A 21,370-nucleotide genomic window follows, 5' to 3' on the forward strand; every position below is an offset into this window, starting at 1 on the left:
CTTTCTATTTGAAGAGTAGCTTTACTTTTGTTGATGGATTGTTTTTCGATATTTTATCCAGTCTCCTGAATGTATATTTTTTTTCTTCATGCTCTCATCGCAAATCGTATAAACTACCGTTTCAATTTCTTCTAAACCCATCTTCGCAATGACAGTTACCTTGTTGTATAAATCCGTTTCTGAATTTCCGCTGTATCCTTCTAGTTCATCTAATGCGGGCCATAGATGATCTGGAACCTCATATATCTCTCCAACAACAGTAGAAGACTCGCTTAATTCAACGGCTGGATAGCCACATCCAGTGTCATACAAGACTGCATGAATGGAAGCCTTCTCACTATAACGCGTTGCCCCTTTTAACACATGATGATTGCTCTCGCCCAGGCACAGCGTTCCATAAACAAATAACTTCATTTCGCATTCCTCCTTTTACGTATCAGTGGAACGCGGTTGTCCAATAACTATCTTATTAAAACAAGTAGAGAGAAACAAATGGTTTTTCTCTACTTGTTTTTGATTTTTTCCACCTCGAAATAATTGGTTCATAAAGTGATATCCTAGAAGTTAAAATTTGTAAGGAGATTTGTTTATTAGTAAAGAAATCTAAGGTAAATAAATACGATTACATATTTAATACAAAAAAAGAATCCAACAACGTCTATTTTGTTGGATTCTAATAACTAGTATACAATTTTATTTTATAATCTTAAATATTTTTTCTCACAGTCATTTTCATCCTCAAAGTTGTTCACTGTTGATTAACTCTGCGATAAGGATATATCTGTCTGGCGCACTTCCAATGAAATCAAAAGGATAACAAGTGGTTACGGTTAAAGCTGCATCCTCTGTTGGTGTAATAATTGTTTTATCATACTGTCCAACTATTTTAATTTCCTTTATCTCATAGGTAAACACACCTGCAGATGTTTTCACAATAAGCTTATCCTGAAGTTTTAACTGCCCTAATTTTCTAAATACAGTGTCCCGGTGTCCTGATAAAACCGAATTATCATTTTCACCTGGTAGCACACTTTGCGCAAAGTGACCTATCCCTTTTTGTAATTCATCCTCATCTGTCCCATGGAAAATAGGTATCGTTTGATCTAATGCTGGAATCGTTAAACTCCCAATATCTTCACCTACTGTTGGTCTTATAGGGTACAAAATTTGATTCTCTACTATAACTTCTTTTGAGACAGGAGGAAGGATAGCGGTTTCTAATTGTTCTGGTGTGGGTGGTGTGGGTGGTGCTGTTGTTGACACTTTATTTTCATGAATTTGATATGACGCCCAAATAATAAAACTAATCCCCAGAATCAATAATCCTGGTGACAGCAACATATGAAAACCTTTCAACTTTTTTTTTGATGAACGTTTCCTATGCATACATCTTCCTTCTTCTTGCCCAGAATGCTATCCCTAATAACGATAGAACTGTTCCAACTAGAAGCACATTATACCAAGGTGTAGATGTATCTGGAAGAGTACCTCCTGTCACAGTAGGTACAGACACTGTACATGAAGATAAATCAACAACTTCTCCATCATTATCTGGAATAAATTGCACATCAACTTTGTAAGTTCCGACTGGTACATTCACTGCTGTATAGGTTATTTCTTCACTGCCTTTTACTTTGTACGTTTTTCCACCTACATTAAAAACCCAAGTACCTGTTCCTTTTGCGTCATTAGGTAACGTAGCATGAATAATCAAATCTCCTTGTGAAGTCAATTCAACACTAACTAAAGGAGATACACATTCTGCTTCTATTGGATTAAAGACTGGTGTTGGTGCTGGCGCTGGTGTTGGTGTTGGTGCTGGCGTTGGTGTTGGTGTTGGTTCTGGTGTTGGTTCTGGTTCTGGTTCTGGTGTTGGTTCTGGTTCTGGTTCTGGTGTTGGTTCTGGTGTTGGTTCTGGTTCTGGTTCTGGTACAGGAGTACAATTTGACGGAACATTAATAATTGTATTTGCAGCATTAGCTGTAACTTCAGTTCGTGCAAGAATACGACCGTTAGTTGTTGAGTTAGCACCAAGTGTAATAGCTGATTTACTCATTAAAGTTCCTTCTAATGTGCTATCTGCTCCGATTGTTGCTACATCTGCTACCCAGAAGATATTACAAGATTGTGCGCCACCCATCAAAGTAATTTTAGTGTTTGCCGCAGTAGTAAACCCTCCACCAATTTGGAAAATGTAAACCCCGTCTCCGTTAAGTATCATATCTGAACCAATTGATGCAGCATTCGTAAATTTGTAAACACCTGGAGTTAATGTTTGACCTCCAAGATCAGAATTTACAGGCGTAATATCAGTTGCCTGTGATTCTGCAGTTGCAATCGCTATCCCTAAATCTGAAAATGCTGTTGAGTATGCTGTGTTAGCTACATTTGTTTGCCCTTTAACATCAGCAGTTCCTGTTATTCCTCTACTGCCAAGATTCCCATTTATATGGGTTTGATTAGTGACTGTTGCCGTATCAGCTAAAATACCATAAGAACTCGCTGTTTTAAGATCAATTGTTACACCAGCTGCACTTACTTGTGTTGCAAAGACTGTAAAAGAAATCAAAAGAATAAGTAAGAATGATGTCGATTTAAAATAGTTTGATAACATGATTTCGCCTCTTTTTCTAATATTAATTACAATAGATTGTATAGCCATTTTAACCCAATATAACTAACGTTATTCAAGAATGATAAAGACGTGCATTTTTAAAATAATGATTAAAAGTTAAACGATAATTGAAGTGAGCAATTCGGGGATGAAGGTGTATTTAATAGGAAGAGAGCTTTCTAATTAAAAGAGTATTACCAACATAAAAATGATTTGTAAAGAACATTTAAACGCTCTTCTCAATAGTTGAATCTTAATGCCTAAAAAAAATGAAAATTTCAATAACGCTTATTCTTACCTAGTATATTGGCATATAAAAAAAGATGATTAAGTGGAAATTATTTAATACCTACAAAGATGTTTGAGTCGTCCTTAGGTAGCTAAGAATTTTTGAATAAATAGTGCCATGCAGTAATTAAGATTGTGTGGCTACCCCTACATTTATTACTACAGAAAAAGAGAGTTCCAAAAGTCACCTCTCATGACTTTTGAAACTCCCCCGACTTATAGTAACCTTGCTTATACGTTAAAACGGAATAGCATAACATCGCCATCTTGTACGATATATTCTTTTCCTTCTAGACGAACCTTACCTGCCTCTTTAGCAGAAGCCATCGATCCGTTCTTAACTAAATCATCATAAGATACTGTTTCTGCACGAATAAATCCACGTTCGAAATCAGTATGAATAACGCCAGCACATTGAGGTGCTTTCATCCCTTTTCTGAATGTCCATGCACGTACTTCTTGTACGCCAGCAGTAAAGTAAGTTGCTAGACCAAGTAGGTTATAAGACGCCTTAACTAATTGATCAAGCCCTGATTCTTGAATACCTAACTCTTCAATGAACATCGCTTTTTCTTCGTCATCTAATTCAGCCATTTCTTCTTCAATCTTCGCACAAATAACAATCACTTGTGCATTATCCGCTTTTGCGAATTCACGTACTTTTTGAACGTATTCGTTTTCATCTGCTTGAGCGATTTCATCTTCAGCTAAGTTTGCAACATAAAGCATTGGTTTAGCTGTTAACAAGTGAAGACCTTTCACTACACGACGTTCTTCTTCTGTAAACTCTACAGAACGAGCCGGTAATTCTTCTTCAAAAGCATCGCGCAATTTGATTAAGACTGGTTCTTCTACCAAAGCATCTTTGTCTCTTTGTTTAGCCATTTTTCCAACGCGTTGCAATCTTTTTTCAACGCTTTCTAAATCCGCTAAAATTAACTCTAAGTTAATCACTTCGATATCAGAAATCGGATCTACTTTACCCGAAACATGCGTAATGTTATCGTCAGCAAAACAACGTACCACTTGGCAAATTGCATCTACTTCACGAATGTGAGCTAAGAATTTGTTTCCTAATCCTTCACCTTTACTAGCCCCTTTTACGATTCCAGCGATATCAGTGAATTCGAAAGCAGTTGGAACTGTTTTCTTAGGAGAAACAAGCTCTGTTAACTTTTGTAAACGCTCATCTGGTACTTCTACGATTCCTACGTTAGGATCGATTGTACAGAAAGGATAGTTTGCTGCCTCTGCTCCAGCTTTTGTTATTGCATTAAATAATGTGGATTTCCCTACGTTAGGTAATCCAACGATTCCGGCTGTTAATGCCATATTTATTCCCAACCTCTCATGATTCTTAAATTTCTCTATATGATTGAACAAACGAATTATCGGTAAGCTATATGAACGAATGCACACCTTACGCGTACAACTCTTCTATTATAGATTTTTGCTGAATAAAAGTCTATTCTTCTTCAGTTGTTCGCTCTGCAGAAACCAACACTTTTTTCATCTTCTTCGCAAATTCACGTCGAGGAATCATCACACTGTGTTGGCACCCTTCGCATTTTATTCGCACATCCGCACCCATGCGAATAATTTTCCACTCATTTGTTCCGCAAGGATGTTGCTTTTTCATTTCTACAATATCGCCAAGTTCAAATGTTTTTTCAATCATCAGATTTTCCCCTTATCTTCTATCTTTACAGGATCACCCGTGCCACCATCTGCGTTGCCAGCTTTCTTCTGATACATGACCATTTTTGGATATGGAATTTCGATTCCATGTTCATCCATAAATATTTTCAGGTCGCGTCTGATGATTCGTGAAATCGCAAAATGTTGCATTGGTTTTGTTTCAGCCGTAATTCGTAAAACCACTTCAGAAGCTGCCAGGTTTTGTACGCCCAACAATTCTGGAGTTTTAACTAATTGTTCATATTTAGCGGGCAACGCCGCTAAGAAATCTCGAATGAGTTCTTCCGCTTTCGGAATATCCGCCTCATAAGCCATGCTGACATCCACGATCGCAACAGAATTGTTAAGCGAAAAATTGACCACTTCAATAATCGTTCCATTTGGGAAGATATGAATTTCCCCATTCAAGCCTTTTAATTTAGTTGTACGTAACCCAATTTCTTCCACAGTTCCTTCTGCTTGTCCAATTCGAACATAATCCCCTACGGAAAATTGATCTTCAAATATAATGAAAAACCCAGTAATAACATCACGCACTAAATTTTGAGCTCCAAAACCAATGGCAAGTCCTAATACACCAGCCCCTGCTAATAATCCTGTTACATCAATTGTTACCGCTGATAATACGGCTAAAATGGCTGCGAAATAAACGACATACGCAATCACATTTTCAAGCAATTTTAGCATCGTGTTTTGTCGTCTCTCTGAGTAGCGTAAAGGTGTTTTCATTCGCACCAAAAAAACTTGGCGAATAATAATTTTGCCAACTTTCACAACAATTGCTGCTAAAAGCATAATAAATATAATCTTTAATATAACAAAGCCAGCATTTATCCATATTTCTTCTTGAAGAAGTTTGTCTTGTACGCGATTCAACATTTTCGTTAATTCCATTCAATCAACCATCCTTTGAATAAAACTCTTTCCTCCCACGTATACTGAGAAAAAAAGAGAGTGAGTTTACAAATATGCTATTAAATACTTCCCCTAAAGGACAAGAGTTATTTTCACATACTGATTCTAGCGCTGCTTGGCGATTAAGTTCTCACTTTCTAAAAAGTATCCCTTTCGAACAACCCAATCTTACATTTTGTTGCATTGGGACTGACCGTTCTACCGGGGATACATTAGGTCCTTTAATCGGAACTTGGTTAAAAGATCACCCAACATTTCCTTATGAGGTTATTGGGACATTAGAGCAGCCGTTACACGCCTTAAACTTAAGTGAGACGACCCAAAGTATTCAAGATCGATCGGAAGCCCCTTTTGTCGTTGCAATCGACGCATGCTTAGGGCAGCTCGACCGTATTGGTTTTATTTTAGTTGAAGATGGGCCCCTTTTTCCAGGAAAAGCCGTTAAAAAAGAACTCCCACCTATTGGCGACCTTTCCATAAAGGGAATTGTTAATGTAAGTGGTTTTATGGAATACACCGTTTTACAAAATACACGGCTTCAAGTTCCATATAAGATGGGTAAAGTAATAGTTCGTGCCTTGTTACTCGCTTGGCAAAGGCACCAACTGAAAGTAATAAGCAATCGTCACGACGATCGCAACAATGAGTATGCCTGGAAGTAAATTTGCTACTCTTATTTTCGTCAATCCAATCATATTTAAACCTATCGCTACAATCATGACGCCACCAGTTGCTGTCATCTCTTGGATGAATAGAGCTAACGCTTCATCCGGTATGACACGACTGATTTGAGTAGCGAATAGAGCAATGGTTCCTTGGTATAGAAAGACAGGTATCGCTGATATCATAACGCCTATTCCAAGGGTTGTAGCCAATATGATGGATGTGAATCCATCTATTAATCCTTTGACGATTAATAAATCGTGATCATTCCTCAAACCGCTATCTAATGAACCAATCACAGCCATAGATCCAATCACAAAAATCAACGTTGCAGAAACAAATCCTTGAGCAATACTAACGTTTTCACCTTTAGCATTTTTCCCCACCTTAGATTCTAACCAATGACCAAATCGATTTAATTGTTTATCCAAGTCAATCCATTCGCCTATTACAGCACCAAATACTAAGCTGATAATGACAATTAAAAATTGACCACTTTCAAATCCCATTTGTAAACCAATCACAGTCACTGCAAGACCTATTGCATACATGACTGTTTGCTTCATGTTCTCTGGAATGTTCTTCAATAAACGCCCTATAACTGTTCCAAGTACTATAAGAAGCGCATTAATCACTGTTCCTAATAAAACCATAGTTGTTCCCCGCTTCAGTTAAAAATAGAACCTATTCTCTCAAGATTGAGCGAATAGGCAGCCAAGATTAATCTTCTAATAATTCTAATATTCTTTCTAAATCATCTTCAGAGAAAAACTCTATTTCAATTTTCCCTTTATTCTTTGATTTTTTAATCGTTACAGTTGTTCCAAAATATTCGCGAAGTTGGGATTCTTTTTCTTCAATAAAGATATCCTTCTTTTCACCTGTTGATGTTTCACGTGAAACATCGTCATTCATTTTTTGGACAAGTGATTCTAATTGTCTTACATTCAGATTTTCTTTCATCACTTTATCTGAAATACTTGGTATTAGTTTTTTGCGTTTTATTCCAAGGAGCGCACGACCATGCCCCATCGATAGATTACCAGCTGAAATATGTCCACGAACTACTTCAGGTAATGACAGCAATCTTATGTGATTGGCTATGTGAGGGCGGCTTTTCCCTAAACGGAATGCCAATTGCTCTTGTGTTAAGTTTAGGCTTTCCATCAAGTTTTGATACGCTTCCGCCTCTTCAATAGGCGTTAAATCCTCACGTTGTAAATTCTCGAGAATCGCAATTTCCATCATTTGTTGATCCGTTAATTCCCTTACTACTACTGGAATTTCGGTAAGTCCTGCGATTTTCGAACCTCTAAATCTTCTTTCACCCACCACAATCTCAAAGGATTTCCCTTTTCGACGAACAATAATGGGTTGTAAAACACCGTGTTCTTTAATTGATTCCGCTAACTCATTTAACGCTGCTTCATCAAAAATCTTTCTCGGTTGAAACGGATTTACTTTAATTTCTTTTAACGAGATTTTTTCTACGGTTTCCATTTGATTAATCGATTCTCCTGGAAAAAGTGCATTAATTCCTTTACCCAAACCTTTAGACATTACGAATCACTTCCCTCGCCAAATCTAGATATACTTCTGCACCACGTGATTTTGGATCGTAAATAATAATTGGTTCACCATGACTTGGCGCTTCACTTAAACGAACATTACGAGGAATGATTGTTTTATAGACCTTGTCTTGGAAGTATTTTTTCACTTCTTCGATTACTTGTATGCCTAAGTTTGTACGGGCATCAAACATTGTTAGTAGTACGCCATCAATCACTAATTGATTATTTAAGTGTTTTTGAACTAAACGTATTGTACTTAGTAACTGACTTAATCCCTCAAGTGCGTAATATTCGCATTGTACAGGAATTAATATCGCATCTGATGCTGTTAACGCATTAATTGTTAAAAGTCCTAATGAAGGAGGACAGTCAATAATAATGTAGTCGTATTGTTCTTTCACTTCTTGTAAAGAACGTTTGAGTCTTACTTCACGTGAGATGGTAGAAACAAGTTCAATTTCAGCACCTGCTAATGAAATCGTAGCCGGAATGATATGTAAATTCTCAACTTTTGTTTCAATAATCACTTTTTTGACATCCACATCATCTATTAAAACATCATAAATGCATTGATGAACATCACCCTTATTGACTCCTACCCCACTTGTAGCATTGCCTTGGGGATCGGTATCCATCAATAATACTTTTTTCCCTAGATAAGCTAAGCATGCACTAAGGTTTACTGATGTAGTTGTTTTCCCAACACCGCCTTTTTGATTGGCGATTGCGATGATTCTTCCCACCCTCGCACCTGCTTTCTTTAATTATATCTCTTGATATTTAGCGTTCTTCGACAAATGAGCTAATTCAGTTAGTACTTCTTAACATCAAAGTCTTAGCCAATTATGTGATTTATTTAGTAAAACAACTTATATGAATGAAAAAATGACTCTTTCTTCACAATAAAACTTCATTAAATCCCTTATTTTTGTTCGCTATCTCTCATTCTATCAAATTATTCAACTAAATAGGATTATATTATGATTACAAAATAAAAACTCTTACTTTTTACAGTAAGAGTTCACAAGTTTGATTAAATTATGATTTCTTTTTAGGTATTTTTACCGTGATTTGATAGTATTCCTCAAGTTCTTCTTCTTCAGTTTCCATGCGAATTCCACTTTTAGCAACCATCGCGAACGTCTGTCTTAACGTATTTAGTGCAATACGTACATCACGACTGACTGCTTTCCGCTTCGGTTTTTCTTTTTTCGAATCGTCTTTTACTGGAGGGTTTAAATATTCATCCACACGTTTTTCTAGTTGCTTCACGTTGAAATTCTGCTCTAATGCCTCTTTGAATATCGAAATCTGAACTTCTTTATCTTTGATCGGCATAAGTGCTCGTGCATGACGTTCAGAAATTTCTCTTTTTAATATAGACTCTTGAATAGCATCAGGTAACTTGAGTAGACGAATTTTATTAGCAACAGTTGATTGCCCTTTCCCAAGTCTTTGGGCCAAGGCTTCCTGTGTTAATTCATGTAATTCTAATAGTTTCTGATAAGCTAGTGCTTCCTCAATTGCGGTTAACTCTTCACGTTGTAGGTTTTCTATGAGTGCTACTGAGGCTGTTTCTTTATCACTCAAATTTCGAACAATGGCTGGCACTTCTGACCATTCCAATTTCGTCATAGCTCTGAAACGTCTTTCACCAGCAATAATCTCGTACTGGTCGTTCTCAATTTTTCGAACAACAATTGGTTGAATAACACCATGTGTATGAATTGTCCGCGCTAATTCTTCAATTTTTGAGTCATCAAAAATTGTTCGCGGTTGAAATCTATTTGGAATGATCGACATTAGGGGAATCTTGACTACTTCCTCGTTATGTTCAACATTCGACTTTGTTTCAACTTCTTCTTTATCTACATTATTGAAAAAACGTGAAAAAGGACTTTTCATCCTCTTGGCACCACCTTTAAGAAACTCACTACTTAAGTACTATTCGCTATTAATCTCATCAATCCTCTATTAATGTTTCACGTGGAACAAATCATTTATAAAGGTGTTTTATTTGGAACACCTGGTTTTCTTGGGTATTTTTTAGGTGTGTTTTTTATTTTATCAAATATAAATAGTGATCTTTCACTATTTTCTACTGGTAATTGGAAGGTGAATTCTTCTTTTTTACTGGCACCTAAAGTTGATATTGCTTTACTGGCATCACTTAATTCATCTTGTGCTGCAGATGCTTTCATCGCTAAGAATTGACCGCCTGGTTTAACTAGAGGAATACATAATTCCGACAAGACACTTAGTCTAGCAACAGCTCTAGCTGTAACAACGTCGAACTTTTCTCTATATTTTGGATCTTGTCCAAATTCTTCTGCTCTAGCATGTACGAATTGAACGTCAGATAGTTTCAATTGTTCACTTAAATGAGTGAGAAATTGAATTCGTTTATTTAATGAATCTACAATAGTAACTTTTAAATCAGGAAAACAAATTTTTAATGGGATACTCGGGAATCCCGCTCCCGCTCCAACATCACAAATAGATTGTTGTTTAGTAAAATCTACATAAAAAGCCATACTGATTGAATCGTAAAAATGTTTTAAGTATACGGATGGTAAGTCTGTAATTGCTGTTAAATTCATTTTTTCGTTCCACTCTACTAAAAGTTCAAAATATAAATTGAATTGTTTGACTTGCTTATCATTCAATTCGATACCCTTCGCTTTTAAAGCTTCGATAAATTGCTTTTCGTTCATAATGTTCCCCTTCCGTATATAAACAGTGGCTATAAGCTTTTAGAGCACATAGCCACTTCAAAATTATCCGGATATTTTAGCGATTCTTCCTTGTTCAATATACACTAGTAATATGGAAATGTCAGCAGGATTTACACCAGAAATACGAGAAGCTTGAGCAATGGATAATGGTCGAACTTCTTTTAATTTTTGTTTCGCTTCTGTAGCTAAACCAGAAATTGCATCAAAATCAATATGATCTGGAATTTTTTTGTTTTCCATCTTTTTTAATTTATCGACTTGTAATAGAGATTTTTCAATATAACCCTCATATTTAACTTGAATTTCGATTTGTTCTTTCATTTCGTCCGTTAATTCAATCGTTGATGGTGATAATTTTGCAATGTCATCATAAGTCATTTCTGGACGTTTCATTAAGTCATTTCCTCGAATTCCATCCTTCAATTCTGTACCGCCTTTTTCGCGAACTACAGATTGAGTTTCTTCATTCGGTTTAATGATTGTTTGACGAAGACGTTTAATTTCATCTTCAATACGTTGTTTCTTCGATACAAAACGACTATAACGTTCTTCCGAAATCAATCCAGCTTTATGACCGATCTCAGTTAATCGTAAATCTGCATTATCATGACGTAATAGTAAGCGGTATTCTGCTCTTGATGTTAGTAATCGATATGGCTCGTTCGTGCCCTTCGTTACTAAATCATCTATTAAGACACCAATATACGCATCTGAACGACTTAAAATAATCTCTTCTTTATTTAAAGAACGAGCTGCAGCATTCATCCCTGCCATTAAGCCTTGTCCTGCTGCTTCTTCATAACCCGATGTACCGTTAATTTGTCCAGCTGTATATAGGTTGCGAATTTTTTTCGTTTCTAGTGTTGGCCATAGTTGAGTTGGTACCATTGCATCATATTCAATAGCGTAGCCAGCACGCATCATTTCTGCCTTCTCTAACCCTGGAATACTTTCTAACAGCTTACGTTGAACATGTTCAGGTAAACTTGTAGATAGACCCTGTACATACACTTCTCTTGTATTTCGACCTTCAGGCTCTAAGAAAATTTGATGACGTGGTTTGTCATTAAAACGAACCACTTTGTCTTCAATTGATGGACAATAACGAGGTCCAGTTCCTTTAATCATCCCTGAGTACATTGGTGATAAATGAAGGTTTTCATCAATCACTTGATGTGTACGCTCATTTGTATACGTTAACCAACATGGTAATTGATCGGTGATATATTCAGTCGTTTCATAACTAAAGGCTCTTGCTACATCGTCACCAGGTTGTATTTCTGTTTTGCTAAAATCAATCGTTTTACTATTAACCCTAGGCGGTGTTCCAGTTTTAAATCGAACTAAGTCAAAACCTAAATCACGCAGATTATCTGCTAATTTTAATGAAGGTTGTTGGTTATTTGGACCGCTTGAATATTTTAAATCGCCAATAATAATCTCGCCTCGTAAAAAGGTACCAGTCGTAACAATCACTGTTGATGCTCTATAAATAGCTCCAACTTGCGTAATAACACCTTTAACTTCATTCTCTTCAATGATCAGTTCTTCAACCATTGCTTGATGAATAGATAAGTTATCTTGTTCTTCCATTAAACGTTTCATTTCTGCTTGGTAAAGCACTTTGTCTGCTTGTGCACGTAATGCTCGTACAGCAGGTCCTTTACCTGTATTTAACATTCTCATTTGAATATGTGTTTTGTCGATGACTCTTCCCATCGCTCCGCCTAATGCATCTATTTCACGGACAACTATTCCTTTTGCTGGACCTCCGATGGATGGATTACATGGCATAAATGCAATCATATCTAAATTGATGGTAAGAACAAGCGTTTTTGCACCCATACCTGCTGCAGCCAAAGCTGCTTCAGCACCTGCGTGCCCTGCTCCAATTACAATTACATCGAACGAGCCCGCTTCAAAATTCGGCATGTTCGTTCATTCCTTTCGAGTTCTATATTAAGCTTGCTTTGCCTTTAAGCTTTAAAGTCGCAGCAGCTTTTATTTTCCTAAACAAAATTGTGAAAACAGTTGGTCAATCAAACTTTCTTCCACTGTATCCCCAGTAATCTCACCTAATATTTCCCATGTTCTTGTTACATCGATTTGAATCATATCGATTGGTACACGATCATGTGCAGCTTGAATCGCATCTTCGATTGTATTTTTAGCTTGGTGTAATAAAGCAATATGACGAGCATTCGATACATACGTTAAATCTCCGCTTTCGATAGATCCTTCAAAGAACATCGTAGCGATGGCTTCTTCTAACTGATCAACACCAGCATCTGATAACAAGGAAGTTGTAACAATTTTGCTGTTACCGGCTAAATGTTTCACAAGGTCTAAATCCATTTTTCGTTCTAAATCTGTTTTATTTAAAACGACGATTACATCCATACCTTCGATCGCTTCGAATAAACGCTCATCTTCAGGTGTTAGCTCGTCAGACTGGTTTAGGACTAGAAGAATCAAATCAGCCTGTTTAAGGACTTGTCTAGACCTTTCTACGCCTATTCGCTCTACAATGTCTTCTGTTTCACGAATTCCCGCAGTATCGACCAATTTTAATGGAACTCCACGTACATTTACATATTCTTCGATAATGTCACGCGTCGTCCCGGCGATATCCGTAACAATTGCTTTGTTTTCTTGCACTAAACTATTTAATAGGGAGGATTTCCCTACATTAGGTCTCCCTACAATAACCGTTGAAAGACCTTCTCTTAAGATCTTCCCTTGGGTAGAGGTTTGTAATAAATATTCGATTTCTTTTTTGACCCATCCCGATTTTTCTATAATCATTGGCAATGTCATTTCTTCGACATCGTCATACTCTGGATAATCGATATTCACTTCAACTTGAGCGAGTGTTTCAAGTAAAGCTTGTCTTAAGCTAGCGATTAATCTTGAAAGCTTCCCATCCATTTGTCCAAGTGCGACGTTCATCGCTCGATCTGTTTTTGCTCGAATTAAATCCATTACCGCTTCAGCCTGAGATAAATCAATTCGGCCATTTAAAAATGCCCGCTTCGTAAATTCTCCTGGTTCAGCTAATCTTGCTCCATATTGTAAAACTAATTGAAGTACGCGGTTTACAGAAACTAAACCACCATGACAATTAATTTCGATTACATCTTCACGTGTAAATGTTTTTGGACCCTTCATCAGTGATAACATGACTTCTTCTACCACTTCATCTAATTTAGGATCCATGATATGTCCATAATGAATCGTGTGTGTCGGTTGCTCCTGCAACATTTTTGCGCTCGGCGAACGAAAGACATGGTTCGCAATGGAAATTGCTTCAGGTCCACTTAAACGGACGATGGCTATTGCTCCCTCACCAAGGGGTGTGGATATTGCTGCTATCGTATCAAATTCCATGATCGTTCACCTCCAATTGATTTTTATCCACATGTGGATAACTAAAAAACGGCCATTATTCTCTAACGTATAACTATAGCACAAAATTGATAAAATCGAAAGCTTACTAGACCGATTTATCCACAAGAAAACGGACCTGTTCGTCAATGACGTCGAGGTCCGTTTCTCTATGTTACAAATTCATGTCTTTCCAATTCTTACTTAAGTGGTTCAATCACTAAATATCGATTTGGTTCAGTTCCAATAGACACCGTTTCAATATCTAAGCGTCTAGATAAAGCATTGTGAATCACTTTTCGTTCATACGAAGGCATCGGTTCAAATTCAACTTTTGTTCCTGAACGAATCGCTTTGTCTGCCATTCTTTCTGCTAAAAGTTCCAGTGATTCTTGACGACGCTCACGGTAATTTTCAACATCTAGCTGAACTAGTAAAAATTGGTTTGAAAATTTATTCACTACTAATTGCGATAGTTGTTGCAGTGCATTTAACGTTTGACCGCGTTTTCCAATAAGAAGTGCTGCTTTTTTGCTTTCCATGCGGAGAGTCACATATTTTCCGTTAAGCTCTGTATGGATTTCCAAATCATCAATCTTCATTTGAGTCGCAATATTGGTTAAATACGTCTTTGTTTCTTCAATCGCATCTGATTTAGTAGAATCATTTGCCTTTAGGACGATTTCTTCGTGAATCACTTCACGCTCAACAGGTTGTTCAACAGACGGTTCTTGAAAAGATTCTTCAATCACTTCTGGTTGAACTTCATTTACGGTGACTTGCACTTCTGCAAGTCTAGAACCAAATCCAAGAAAACCTTTTTTACCTTCAGTTACCACTTGAATAGTAACTTGATCTCTCGTAACACCAAGTTTTGCTAATGCTGCTGTAATTGCTTCTTCCGTTGTACTCCCTGTTTGCGTTAGTTGATTCACTTTTTCGTCCCTCCAGTTTTCGCAGGCTGTAATTTTTCTTTTTCCCACGGTTTATAAATGAACATATTTTGTATGAAAGAAATGATATTTCCGATTACCCAGTAAAGTGTTAAAGCGGATGGTAAGAAGATACCAAAACCAGTAATCATAAATGGCATCATATACATCATGATCTTCATTTGAGGATTATCCATTGCTGGACCTGTACGAAGTACGATAAATTGCATCACACCAGCTAAGATTGCCAAAATAATGCTTGGTTCAGCTAGAGGGAACCATAAAAAACTTCCCAAATTAATTTCTGGCGTAACGTTCATTCGACTAATGGCATGATAGAAACCAATTAAAATCGGCATTTGAATCAAGACAGGCAAACATCCTGCTGCAGGATTAACACCGTTTTCCTTGAACATAGCCATCATTTCTTGCTGATATTTTTGTTGAGTCTGTGCATCTTTTGAACTGTACTTTTTCTTCAGTTCAGCTAATGCTGGTTGAACTTCTTGCATTTTTTTAGAGCTTTTCGTTTGTTTAATCATTAATGGCAGAATTGCTAAACGGATAATGATTGTTACCATCACAATACCTAATCCATAGGAGCCAAGTAATTCTTTAAACAATGTAATAAAGGAAACTAATGGCCATACAATAAATTCATTCCAAAAACCTGTGTTATCGTCACGTATCGGCTGGTTATATTCAGTACAACCACTTAAAAATAATGTGACAGAAACTAGGATGAGGACGATTAATAATCGTTTATTCAACGTTTCTTCCCCCTAAAAAATAATCCGTTTCTTCTATATATAGTTTTTTATTTACTCTCTAACCTTTTGAATCATTTTAGCTATTTTTAAAACGTGCTGCAAACTTTTTTGGGATTCATGAAAATCCATCGTGGCCGCCTGATGTCTGGCGATAATGACATAGTCCATATTTGGCTTTACTTCGTCCTTCATTTCCAAGAAGGCTTGCCTAATATAACGTTTAATACGATTACGGGTGACTGCATTCCCGATTTTTTTGCTCACCGATAGCCCTATACGAAAATCTTCTTGTCCCTCTTTTTCAAAACAGTAGACAACAAACTGACGATTCGCAAAGGATTTTCCGCGTTTAAAGATCTTTTGAAATTCGGCATTCTTTTTTACTCGTTGATGTTTGTTCATCAATCGTTCACCTGCTTTACTCCACGCATTCTATCGAGAAAGATTAAAATCCTTCTCGACGATGCGCTTCTACTCGCTTTTTTATACGGATAAAAAAAGTATTAGCTTGCACCAATTGAATGCGAGCTAAATCAGTTTAACTTTTCTACACCAGCAGTCTTTTCCTATTAAAAGAAAAAAAAGACCACTGATGCGGATCAGTGGACTTAAGCTGATAATACTTTTCTTCCTTTACGACGACGTGCTGCTAATACGCGACGGCCGTTCTTAGAACTCATACGAGCACGGAATCCGTGTACTTTACTGTGTTTACGTTTATTTGGTTGGTATGTGCGTTTCATCTATGTGACACCTCCTGAAAAATTGAAAGTCGATTTATCTCTCTTTGTTATAGACAGTCTTGGATATTATATATAGTCAGCACCCTATTTGTCAATAGCCTTTCCCAAATCCTCTTCTACCTCTACTTGAAAATAACGATAAATACTTGTCCACAATTCTAACAAGATCTATACACAGGCTTGTGCATATGTGGATTTACAACATTTTTCTATTCACAACCCTTATCTACAGGTTTCACACATATTCACCCATTGTGGACAATCATCTTGTGCATGAATATGCATTTTGTGGATAACCCTCAAGAAGTCTTGTAATTTCTCATTTATTTTGTTACGATATTTGTGTTTTACTCTTCAAAACCAAGATGACTATTCATTGTTATCCACAAACTGTTAGTAATTTGTGGATAGTTTATCCATAGCCTCTTATTAACATTTATCCACAGCTTGTGGTTTTGTGCATGACTATGCATTATATAATGTGAAAATGACTATAAATTATTTTTTAAGTTTCTGTTAAAGAATGTTGTTAATCGGTGGGAATCAGCAATACTCTTACGGAAAAACGTGCTGACTACAAGGTTAGCTTGTTCGTCTGATGAAAGAGAGCAGATTCCGTCTTTTTATTGATAAAACGCAATTGAAAAGGTTAACAGAGCCTTTTATAAATGATAGTAAAGGAGAAACGCTGTTGGAACATTTAGAAGAACTATGGGCAGGTGTACTTGCTCAAGTCGAGCAAAAAATTTCGAAGCCGAGCTTTGAAACATGGTTAAAATCGACGAAAATGTTAACGTATCGTGGGGACGAAGTAACCATTGCTGCACCTAATTCATTCGCACGCGATTGGTTAGATACGCATTACGTCCATTTAATTGCTGGAATCCTAACAGAACTGACTGGTGAAGCATTAACCATTAAGTTTGTTGTTCCAAAAGATCAAAGTTTAGATGATTTTTCATTACCAGCACCGATCATTCCTATGAAGGATGACGAGCAACCTGAATTTTCTCCTGGAATGCTGAATTCGAAGTACACATTTGATACTTTCGTAATTGGATCTGGGAATCGCTTCGCACATGCAGCTTCATTAGCAGTGGCTGAAGCACCAGCAAAAGCCTATAATCCGTTATTTATATATGGTGGAGTAGGTCTAGGAAAGACCCATCTAATGCATGCTATTGGTCATTATGTGCAAGAACATAATCCTAATGCAAAAGTGGTTTATTTATCATCTGAAAAATTTACAAATGAGTTCATTAATTCGATTCGAGACAACCAAACAGTTGATTTTCGAAATAAATACCGAAGCGTAGACGTTCTATTAATAGATGATATTCAGTTTTTAGCTGGAAAAGAACAAACGCAAGAAGAATTCTTCCATACATTTAATACGTTGCATGAAGAATCCAAACAAATTGTTATTTCAAGTGACCGACCACCTAAAGAAATTCCTACACTCGAAGATCGCTTAAGATCTCGCTTTGAATGGGGTCTGATCACCGATATAACGCCACCTGATTTAGAAACACGTATTGCCATTTTGCGTAAAAAAGCAAAGGCAGACGGTTTAGATATTCCAAACGAAGTCATGATGTACATTGCCAATTCAATTGACTCTAATATTCGCGAGCTCGAAGGGGCATTAATTCGCGTAGTTGCGTATTCTTCACTGGTTAATAAAGATATGAACGCAGATTTGGCAGCAGAAGCATTAAAAGATATTATGCCAAATGCAAAACCTCGTAAAATTACAATTTTGGATATTCAGAAAGTAGTTGGAGAGCATTACAGCGTGCGTTTAGAAGATTTTACAGCGAAGAAACGAACAAAATCGATCGCTTTCCCACGACAAATAGCGATGTATTTATCACGTGAACTTACCGCATTCTCATTACCTAAAATAGGGGAAGAATTTGGTGGTCGTGATCATACAACGGTTATCCATGCTCATGAGAAAATATCGACGATGTTAAAAGAGGATCAAGTGCTTCAACAAGACTTAAAAGAGATTAAGAGCGTTTTAGGGAAGTCTTAAAACTGTGGATAACTCCTATAGAAGCGAACTAGTTTTCACACACGTTATCAACATGTGGATAGCTTGTCCTTATTCATAAAAAGGGGCTTATCAACATATCCACAGGCCCTATTACTATATCTATTATTCTTTTAAAACATTAATAAATATATAAGCGAGGTTAAAAAATGAAATTTGAAATCATGCGTGAACGTTTATTAAACGGTTTAAGTGATGTTATGAAAGCAGTTAGTTCGAAAACAACAATTCCAATATTGACTGGTATTAAATTAGAGATTTCGGAACAAGGATTACGCTTAACTGGTAGTGATTCTGATATTACAATTCAGACATTTATCCCAACTGAAGAAAATGGGGAACAAGTGATACGAGTAATTGAAGAAGGATCGATTGTTCTTCAAGCACGTGTATTCAACGAAATTATTCGTAAATTGCCAACCAATGATGTTGAAATCGAAGTAAATGATTCTTATCAAACGCATATTCGTTCAGGTAAATCAGAATTTCATTTGATTGGATTAGAAGCTTCGGAATATCCATTGCTTCCAGAAATTCAAGATGACCGTGAATTCATTATTCCTGCAGATTTATTAAAATCAATTGTTCGTGAAACGGTATTTGCCGTATCTTCTTCAGAAAGTCGCCCTGTCTTGACAGGTGTACACTGGGAAGTGAAAAATGGCGAATTAATTTGTGTGGCTACGGATAGTCACCGTTTAGCTCGTCGAAAAACTGTACTAGAACAGTTGCCTGAAGGCGAATATAGTGTCGTGATTCCAGGTAAGAGTTTAAATGAGTTAAGCAAAATCATTGGAGATTCTTCAAGCCCTGTTCATATTGTTATGACGCAGCAGCAAGTTTTATTCAAAACGGAGGACGTATTATTTTACTCGCGTTTGTTAGAAGGTAATTATCCTGACACGTCTCGTCTAATTCCTAATGAATATAAAACGACTGTTACGATGAACGGAAAGGCTTTATTACAAGCAATCGACCGTGCATCTTTGTTAGCTCGTGAAGAACGTAACAATATTGTTCGCTTCACATCACTAGAAGGAAATGTGGTAGAAATTTCTTCAAGTTCACCAGAAGTCGGCAAAGTTGAAGAAGAAATTCAAGCGGCTTCGATTGAGGGAGAAGAGTTAAAAATTTCATTCAGTGCAAAATACATGATGGATGCCTTAAAAGCGATCGAAGGACAAGATGTAGTTGTCCAATTTACAGGAGCAATGCGTCCATTCATTTTGAAATCGCTACATGACGATTCGATCCTTCAATTAATCTTGCCAGTTCGCACATATTAATCACTTATTTTGACTAGGATAGCCAATTTGGCTATCCTTTTTTACTTCTTTGGAATTATGGAGTAAAATGAAGGGATAGACTAAAAAAAGAAGGATTGAATTGCCTTGAAAAATATTGAGATTGATACGGAATATGTAACATTAGGACAACTGCTTAAAATGACAGACATTATTAGCTCTGGCGGAATGGCTCGATGGTTTTTGGCAGAAAATGATGTTCTTGTTAATGATGAGCTTGAACATAGACGCGGTCGTAAGCTTCGCAATGGCGATACAGTGACTATTCCAGAAAATGGTAAATTCTGCATAGTGGAAAATTTGAGCGGAGAATAAGATGCACATCGATCGGCTCGAATTAACGAACTATCGGAATTATGAATCGTTAACGCTTGAATTTTCACCTACGATTAATGTTTTCATTGGTGAAAATGCACAAGGGAAAACGAATATTATGGAATCCTTATATGTTTTATCCATGGCAAAATCTCATCGAACGTCAAATGATAAAGAATTGATACGTTGGTCAGAAGAATATGGTAAAATAAAAGGTGATGTTTCTAAAAAATATGGTCACTTACCACTCGAGTTAACTCTTTCGAAAAAAGGGAAGAAAGCACGAGTGAATCATTTGGAACAAAGTAGATTGAGCGACTACATTGGGCAACTAAATGTCGTCATGTTTGCTCCTGAAGATTTGAACTTAGTAAAAGGCAGTCCTCAGGTAAGAAGACGTTTTTTAGATATGGAAATAGGCCAAATATCGCCCGTGTACTTGCATGATTTATTGACATTTCAAAAATTATTAAAACAACGCAATCACATTTTAAAAACGCATCAAGGGAAATCTTCTTTAAACGATGTCATGTTTGATGTGTACACTGATCAATATATTCAAGCAGCTGTTAGTGTTATTCGAAAACGCTTTGAGTTTATGGAGCTGCTTCAAAAATGGGCTGAACCAATTCATTTAGGGATTTCGAGAGGACTTGAAAAGTTGGACATTCGGTATTGTCCAGTAAGCGGTCTAAATCGTGATGCCTCTTTTGAGGAAATGGTCGACATTTTAGAGCAGAAATTAAAAGATGGTCGATCACAGGAACTTGCCCGTGGTTTAACATTGGTTGGACCTCATCGAGATGATTTGCAGTTCTACGTCAATGACTACGATGTCCAAACATATGGATCTCAAGGACAACAAAGAACAACCGCTCTATCTTTAAAGCTGGCAGAGATTGAATTAATTAAACAAGAGGTGGGTGAATCACCTGTTCTTTTGTTAGATGATGTTCTTTCTGAACTCGATGATTATCGCCAGTCCCATTTATTAAATACCATCCAAGGCGAAGTTCAAACATTTGTTACAACAACAAGTGTGGAAGGTATCGATCATGAAACCATTAGACAAGCTGCTATGTTCCATGTGAAACAGGGACATGTGGAAGAAGGAGCATAGATTCCATGTATGTTGGACTTGGCAAAACGATTGTCGTCAATCATATGGATATTCTTGCGATTTTAGATTTTCGTGAAATGAAGGATGCGACGAAGCAGGACGCGTGGTTAGAACATCCACGAACACGAATGATTGTCGATCATCATCGTGTGAAGTCTCTTATAGTCACGCCTTTTTTAACGTATGCATCTCCACTAAGCCCGCAGAACCTTTTAAAGAAAATGAATGAAACTTCCAGACGAAAACGTCTATAAAAATAATG

23 protein-coding genes are annotated in these 21,370 nt (G+C 36.8%); 6 read left to right on the forward strand and 17 right to left on the reverse strand.

The genetic code is table 11. The features are described from left to right. Positions 1-21: 21 nt before the first annotated feature. The 6 genes from AC3EA5_RS00855 to AC3EA5_RS00880 form a co-directional block, all read right to left on the reverse strand. Positions 22-414, reverse strand: coding sequence for a gamma-glutamylcyclotransferase family protein (locus AC3EA5_RS00855; RefSeq protein ID WP_488606666.1), 393 nt, complete (start codon positions 412-414; stop codon positions 22-24). Between the two features lie 324 nt (positions 415-738). After that, on the reverse strand, positions 739-1,386 hold the full coding sequence (locus AC3EA5_RS00860) for a class D sortase (RefSeq protein ID WP_488606667.1): 648 nt from the start codon (positions 1,384-1,386) through the stop codon (positions 739-741). Continuing rightward, positions 1,379-2,614, reverse strand: coding sequence for an ice-binding family protein (locus tag AC3EA5_RS00865; RefSeq protein WP_488606668.1), 1,236 nt, complete (start codon positions 2,612-2,614; stop codon positions 1,379-1,381). The genes AC3EA5_RS00860 and AC3EA5_RS00865 overlap by 8 nt, the downstream gene beginning before the upstream one ends. Positions 2,615-3,133: 519 nt before the next feature. Then, entirely contained in the window at positions 3,134-4,234 is a 1,101-nt protein-coding gene (ychF, locus tag AC3EA5_RS00870; RefSeq protein ID WP_488606669.1) for a redox-regulated ATPase YchF, read from the reverse strand. A gap of 133 nt (positions 4,235-4,367) precedes the next feature. Beyond that, a complete protein-coding gene (locus tag AC3EA5_RS00875; protein ID WP_488606670.1) occupies positions 4,368-4,580 on the reverse strand; it encodes a DUF951 domain-containing protein in 213 nt (70 codons plus the stop codon). Then, entirely contained in the window at positions 4,580-5,494 is a 915-nt protein-coding gene (locus tag AC3EA5_RS00880) for a mechanosensitive ion channel family protein (RefSeq protein ID WP_488606671.1), read from the reverse strand. Before AC3EA5_RS00880 ends, AC3EA5_RS00875 begins: the two co-directional genes overlap by 1 nt. 74 nt (positions 5,495-5,568) lie before the next feature. Here AC3EA5_RS00880 and yyaC point away from each other — a divergent pair, with 74 nt between their 5' ends. Next, on the forward strand, positions 5,569-6,177 hold the full coding sequence (yyaC, locus tag AC3EA5_RS00885; protein ID WP_488606672.1) for a spore protease YyaC: 609 nt from the start codon (positions 5,569-5,571) through the stop codon (positions 6,175-6,177). Here yyaC and AC3EA5_RS00890 read toward each other — a convergent pair. The 11 genes from AC3EA5_RS00890 to rpmH all read right to left on the reverse strand — a co-directional run bounded on the left by AC3EA5_RS00890 (position 6,097) and on the right by rpmH (position 16,313). Further along, the gene (locus tag AC3EA5_RS00890; RefSeq protein ID WP_394189845.1) at positions 6,097-6,831 is read right to left on the reverse strand and encodes a DUF554 domain-containing protein; all 735 of its coding nucleotides are present in this window, start codon (positions 6,829-6,831) and stop codon (positions 6,097-6,099) included. The genes yyaC and AC3EA5_RS00890 overlap by 81 nt on opposite strands. A gap of 67 nt (positions 6,832-6,898) precedes the next feature. Further along, entirely contained in the window at positions 6,899-7,738 is an 840-nt protein-coding gene (locus tag AC3EA5_RS00895; protein ID WP_488606673.1) for a ParB/RepB/Spo0J family partition protein, read from the reverse strand. Next, positions 7,731-8,492 carry a ParA family protein gene (locus AC3EA5_RS00900; RefSeq protein ID WP_488606674.1) on the reverse strand — a complete coding sequence of 254 codons (762 nt, stop codon included), beginning with the start codon at positions 8,490-8,492 and terminating at the stop codon, positions 7,731-7,733. The genes AC3EA5_RS00895 and AC3EA5_RS00900 overlap by 8 nt, the downstream gene beginning before the upstream one ends. A 295-nt stretch (positions 8,493-8,787) precedes the next feature. Continuing rightward, complete coding sequence (gene noc / locus AC3EA5_RS00905) at positions 8,788-9,654, reverse strand: nucleoid occlusion protein (RefSeq protein ID WP_488606675.1); 867 nt, start codon at positions 9,652-9,654, stop codon at positions 8,788-8,790. 95 nt (positions 9,655-9,749) lie between these two features. Further along, a complete protein-coding gene (gene rsmG, locus AC3EA5_RS00910; protein ID WP_488606676.1) occupies positions 9,750-10,463 on the reverse strand; it encodes a 16S rRNA (guanine(527)-N(7))-methyltransferase RsmG in 714 nt (237 codons plus the stop codon). A 63-nt stretch (positions 10,464-10,526) separates the two neighbouring features. Beyond that, positions 10,527-12,416 (reverse strand): tRNA uridine-5-carboxymethylaminomethyl(34) synthesis enzyme MnmG, encoded by a 1,890-nt coding sequence (mnmG, locus tag AC3EA5_RS00915; RefSeq protein ID WP_488606677.1) that lies wholly within the window; start codon positions 12,414-12,416, stop codon positions 10,527-10,529. A gap of 69 nt (positions 12,417-12,485) precedes the next feature. After that, the gene (gene mnmE, locus AC3EA5_RS00920) at positions 12,486-13,871 is read right to left on the reverse strand and encodes a tRNA uridine-5-carboxymethylaminomethyl(34) synthesis GTPase MnmE (protein WP_488606678.1); all 1,386 of its coding nucleotides are present in this window, start codon (positions 13,869-13,871) and stop codon (positions 12,486-12,488) included. 197 nt (positions 13,872-14,068) lie between these two features. Continuing rightward, positions 14,069-14,803, reverse strand: a complete 735-nt coding sequence (gene jag, locus AC3EA5_RS00925) for an RNA-binding cell elongation regulator Jag/EloR (protein ID WP_488606679.1) — start codon at positions 14,801-14,803, stop codon at positions 14,069-14,071. Further along, on the reverse strand, positions 14,800-15,570 hold the full coding sequence (yidC, locus tag AC3EA5_RS00930; protein WP_488606680.1) for a membrane protein insertase YidC: 771 nt from the start codon (positions 15,568-15,570) through the stop codon (positions 14,800-14,802). Before yidC ends, jag begins: the two co-directional genes overlap by 4 nt. A gap of 51 nt (positions 15,571-15,621) precedes the next feature. After that, positions 15,622-15,972: a ribonuclease P protein component gene (rnpA, locus tag AC3EA5_RS00935; RefSeq protein ID WP_488606681.1), complete on the reverse strand. Its 351-nt coding sequence runs from the start codon at positions 15,970-15,972 to the stop codon at positions 15,622-15,624. A 206-nt stretch (positions 15,973-16,178) separates the two neighbouring features. After that, the gene (gene rpmH / locus AC3EA5_RS00940; RefSeq protein ID WP_081416043.1) at positions 16,179-16,313 is read right to left on the reverse strand and encodes a 50S ribosomal protein L34; all 135 of its coding nucleotides are present in this window, start codon (positions 16,311-16,313) and stop codon (positions 16,179-16,181) included. A 691-nt stretch (positions 16,314-17,004) separates the two neighbouring features. Here rpmH and dnaA point away from each other — a divergent pair. The 5 genes from dnaA to AC3EA5_RS00965 all read left to right on the forward strand — a co-directional run bounded on the left by dnaA (position 17,005) and on the right by AC3EA5_RS00965 (position 21,362). Beyond that, the gene (dnaA, locus tag AC3EA5_RS00945) at positions 17,005-18,351 is read left to right on the forward strand and encodes a chromosomal replication initiator protein DnaA (protein ID WP_394189824.1); all 1,347 of its coding nucleotides are present in this window, start codon (positions 17,005-17,007) and stop codon (positions 18,349-18,351) included. 167 nt (positions 18,352-18,518) lie between these two features. Continuing rightward, positions 18,519-19,655: a DNA polymerase III subunit beta gene (gene dnaN, locus AC3EA5_RS00950; protein WP_394189822.1), complete on the forward strand. Its 1,137-nt coding sequence runs from the start codon at positions 18,519-18,521 to the stop codon at positions 19,653-19,655. Between the two features lie 105 nt (positions 19,656-19,760). Beyond that, positions 19,761-19,988 (forward strand): S4 domain-containing protein YaaA, encoded by a 228-nt coding sequence (gene yaaA, locus AC3EA5_RS00955; protein WP_394189820.1) that lies wholly within the window; start codon positions 19,761-19,763, stop codon positions 19,986-19,988. Position 19,989: 1 nt separating this feature from the next. Next, a complete protein-coding gene (recF, locus tag AC3EA5_RS00960) occupies positions 19,990-21,108 on the forward strand; it encodes a DNA replication/repair protein RecF (protein ID WP_488606682.1) in 1,119 nt (372 codons plus the stop codon). Between the two features lie 5 nt (positions 21,109-21,113). After that, positions 21,114-21,362: a hypothetical protein gene (locus AC3EA5_RS00965; protein ID WP_394189816.1), complete on the forward strand. Its 249-nt coding sequence runs from the start codon at positions 21,114-21,116 to the stop codon at positions 21,360-21,362. Positions 21,363-21,370 lie beyond the last annotated feature (8 nt).

It is taken from the genome of Paenisporosarcina sp. (genome assembly GCF_057785155.1).